Annotated in this window: 3 protein-coding genes; 2 read left to right on the top strand and 1 reads right to left on the bottom strand. The window is 73.0% G+C overall.

What is annotated here, in order from left to right; translation table 11 throughout:
- Window positions 1-1132, bottom strand: a 1132-nt coding sequence (locus tag AC3WLN_RS23780; protein ID WP_492485414.1) for a deoxyguanosinetriphosphate triphosphohydrolase, incomplete at its 3' end; no start/stop codon positions are given.
- 196 nt (window positions 1133-1328) lie between these two features.
- Between AC3WLN_RS23780 and erpA the strand changes: the two genes are divergently transcribed.
- Both erpA and AC3WLN_RS23770 read left to right on the top strand, forming a co-directional pair.
- Window positions 1329-1655, top strand: coding sequence for an iron-sulfur cluster insertion protein ErpA (erpA, locus tag AC3WLN_RS23775; protein WP_056349834.1), 327 nt, complete (start codon window positions 1329-1331; stop codon window positions 1653-1655).
- Between the two features lie 135 nt (window positions 1656-1790).
- The coding region (locus AC3WLN_RS23770) for an aq_1923 C-terminal domain (RefSeq protein ID WP_492485411.1) at window positions 1791-3566 on the top strand (1776 nt) is incomplete at its 3' end.

The following is a 3566-nucleotide window of genomic DNA, read 5'->3' as shown; positions in this document are numbered from 1 at the left end:
CCTCCGCCCCCTCCAGGCCCGCCGACCATTCCTCCGGCATCGCGCCGGGCTCGTGCGTGAACCGCGCGAACAGGTCGGACACGATGTCGTTGGCCTTGGCCCGCACCGCGAGCACGCCGGGGTGGCGGTACATGCGGGCGAACAGGAAGGTCTTGATCTGCCCATCCGCCCGCGTGATCGCCTCCGAGAAGGCGACGACCGGCTCCGGCGCCGCCCGGATGTCCGCCACCGTGGCCGGATTCAGCGCGGCGAGGCGCCGGGTGCTCTCGGCGATCACGTCCTCCACGAAGCGGGTGATGACGCGCCGCGCCAGCTCGTGGATCTTCCGCGAGGGGTCCAGGTTCGGGTACAGCCCCTCGATCTCGTCGAGGAGGCCGCGCAGGAATGGCACCTCGGCGAGGTCGGCAAGGTCGAACAGGCCGGCGCGCAGGCCGTCGTCGAGGTCGTGGCTGTCGTAGGCGATGTCGTCGGCCAGCGCCGCGGCCTGCGCCTCGGGGCCGGCGAAGCGGGCGAGTTCGAGGTCGTTGAGGGCGTCGTATTCGAGGATCGCGGCCGGGATGCCGCGGCCCGTCCAGCGCTGGGTCGGGCGCCCGTCCGGCTCCAGCAGCGGGCCGTTGTGCTTGACGAGCCCCTCCAGGGTCTCCCAGGCGAGGTTGAGCCCGTCGAAGCCGGCGTAGCGCCGCTCCAGCCGGGTGACGATGCGCAGGGCCTGGGCGTTGTGGTCGAAGCCGCCATGGTCCGCCATGCAGGCGTCCAGGGTGTCCTCGCCCGTATGTCCGAAGCAGGTGTGGCCGAGGTCGTGGCTGAGGGCCAGGGCCTCGGCGAGGTCCTCGTCGAGGCCGAGCGCCCGGGCGAGCGCCCGGGCGATCTGGCTCACCTCCAGGGTGTGGGTCAGCCGCGTCCGGTAATGGTCGCCCTCGTGGTGGACGAAGACCTGGGTCTTGTGCTTGAGGCGCCGGAAGGCGGAGGAATGGATGATGCGGTCGCGGTCGCGCTGGAAGTCGCTGCGCGTGGGCGAGATCGCCTCGGGGATCAGGCGCCCGCGGGTGGCCGCCGGGTCGGTGGCATAGGGCGCCCGCCAGCGCTCGCCGCGCCGCCGGGCCTCGCCCCGCCCAGTCTCATCCGCCTGCATCACGTCTCGCCGCCCCCATTCGATCGACCGGAAGAGTTCCGCCGGGCCCGGCCCGGCCCCCGACGCGCCGCCGCGTTGCAGCATCGGCCCCCCAGGCATATCTTGTGTGTCCCAACCGTTGTTCCAACGCCGCCCCGGCCCGTGACCGGCCGGGACGGCCGGCGGATCTCGAGAGCACCCCGCGAGACTATCCCCGATGGCCGACATCACCCTGACGCCCCGCGCCGCCAAGCGCATCAACGAGATCATGGGTGCCGAACCGCCCGGCGCCTCCCTGCGGATCAGCGTGAACGGCGGCGGCTGCTCGGGCTTCTCCTACGCCTTCGACATCGAGCGGGCGCGGGCCGCCGACGACGTCGCGATCGAGCGCGACGGGGCCACCGTCCTGGTCGACCCGATGTCGCTGGAATACATGAGCGGTTCGACCATCGATTTCGTGAACGACCTGATCGGCCAGTCCTTCAAGATCGAGAACCCCCAGGCCACCGCCTCCTGTGGCTGCGGAACCTCGTTCTCGCTGTGAGTGCGGCGCGGCCCCCGCGGGGGCCGCTCCCGCGATTGCCTCCCGTGTGAAACTGCGGCACGGATGGGCCTTCTCCCCGACGCCTCCGGGCCTTTCCCCTGAAAGCGCCTCTTCGCCAGCGATCCGGATAAGCCCATGACCTGCTCGAAAGGCCGCCCCCTCCGCGCGTGGGCGACCGGTGCCTCGGCCTGCCTCCTCGTCCTCCTGGGTGCGGGGATCGCCGTGCGGCCCGGGCCGGCCCAGGCCCAGGAGGCGGCCTCGGCGGTCCAGGACGTCACCCTGCAGGACGTGACCCTGGCCTTCGGCGACACGGTGCTGAAGGCGCCGCGCCTCACCGCCAGCGGCACCCGCCTCTCGAAGGACGAGCTCACCGCCCTGCTCAAGCCCGGCCCCGGCGAATCCTGGGCGGGCCGCCTCGTGCGCCTCGACGCCGCGAGCCTGGCGATGCCCGAGTTGCGGGTGGAGCGCACCGGCGCGGCCGGGGCGACGCCGGTGGTCACCTATCGCGACGTGGTCGCCCGGGACGTCCGCGCCGGACGCATTGCCGAACTCACCGCCGCCGGCGCCGCGATCCTCCTGGAGGGCGGTCCCCAGAAGGGCACCGGCACCTACGGCCGGATGCGCGCCACCGATCTCGACCTCACCGTGCTCGCCCGCCTCTACGGCGAGGCGGGCGACGGCAAGAGCGCCCTGCAGCGGATCTACGCCACCTTCGCGGTCGACGACGTCGCCTACGTGGATGCCCGGGGCACCGCCGTGAAGATCGCCCGGATCGAGGGCCGCGACCTCAGCGGCCGCCAGATCCCGGCGACCTGGACCGGGGCGCTGCAGGCCTTCACGGCCGTCGACTACGAGCGGCTCGCGCCCCCCGAGCGCGCGCGGCTGATGAGCCTCGGGGCCGACCTCGCGGAGGCGGTCTCGGTGGGTTCCCTGGAGGCCAGCGGCCTCAGCGTCCAGGAGGCCAAGCCCCGCGACGCCTTCAGCCTCGGCATCGGCCGCCTCGGCCTCACCGGCGCCGGGCTCCACCTGGAGGACATCAGCTTCGCGGGCGTGGACGGCGCCAAGGCCCGTCTCGCCCGGCTCTCGCTGGACGGCTTCTCCCTCGGCCCGACGGTGGCGGCCCTGCGCAAGCTGTCCGCCCTGACCACGCCGCCCTCGGAGGCCGAGCTGCGCCTGCTGACGCCGGCCCTCGGCACCCTGGCCCTGAAGGATCTCAGCCTCGACCTGCCCGCCGAGGCGAAGGCGTCGCGCGATCCCGCCGACAGGGCGGTGCCCGCCCCGACCCATGTCGGCCTGCGCGACGGCTCGATGAACTTCGCGACCCCGCGCGACGGGGTGCCCACGGCCGGGCGCCTCAGCCTGTCCGGCCTGACCCTGCCGGCCTCGGCGGTGGCCGGGGTGCCCGGCCTCGGCTCCCTCGGCCTCTACGGCTACAGCGACCTCGACCTCGCCCTGGTGGCCGACACCTCCTGGGACGAGGCCGCCCGCGAGCTGAAGCTCGCCGAGGTCTCGGTCTCCGGCAAGGACATGGGCAGCCTGCGCATCAACGGCATGCTCGGCGGCATCGGCCCGGAGGTGTTCAACCCGGACATGGCGGTGTCGAGCTTCGCCATGCTGTCGGCCACCGCCAAGGCGCTGGACCTCACCATCGAGAATACCGGCCTGTTCGACCGCTTCATCGCCGCCCAGTCGAAGGTGCTCAGCCTCAAGCCCGAGGAGCTGAAGCAGGAATACGTCACCGCGAGCGTGTTCGGCGTGCCGGCGATCCTGGGCAATTCGGCGGGCGCCAAGGCGGTGGGCGCCGCCATGGGCCAGTTCGTGACCAAACCCGGCACCCTCTCCCTCAGCCTGCGGCCCAAGAACGCCGCCGGCATCGGCATGCTGGAATTCACCGCCGCCCCGACCCCGGCC

The organism is Methylobacterium sp. FW306-05-D (assembly GCF_058782155.1).
This window is presented reverse-complemented; position numbering and strand designations above follow the sequence as displayed.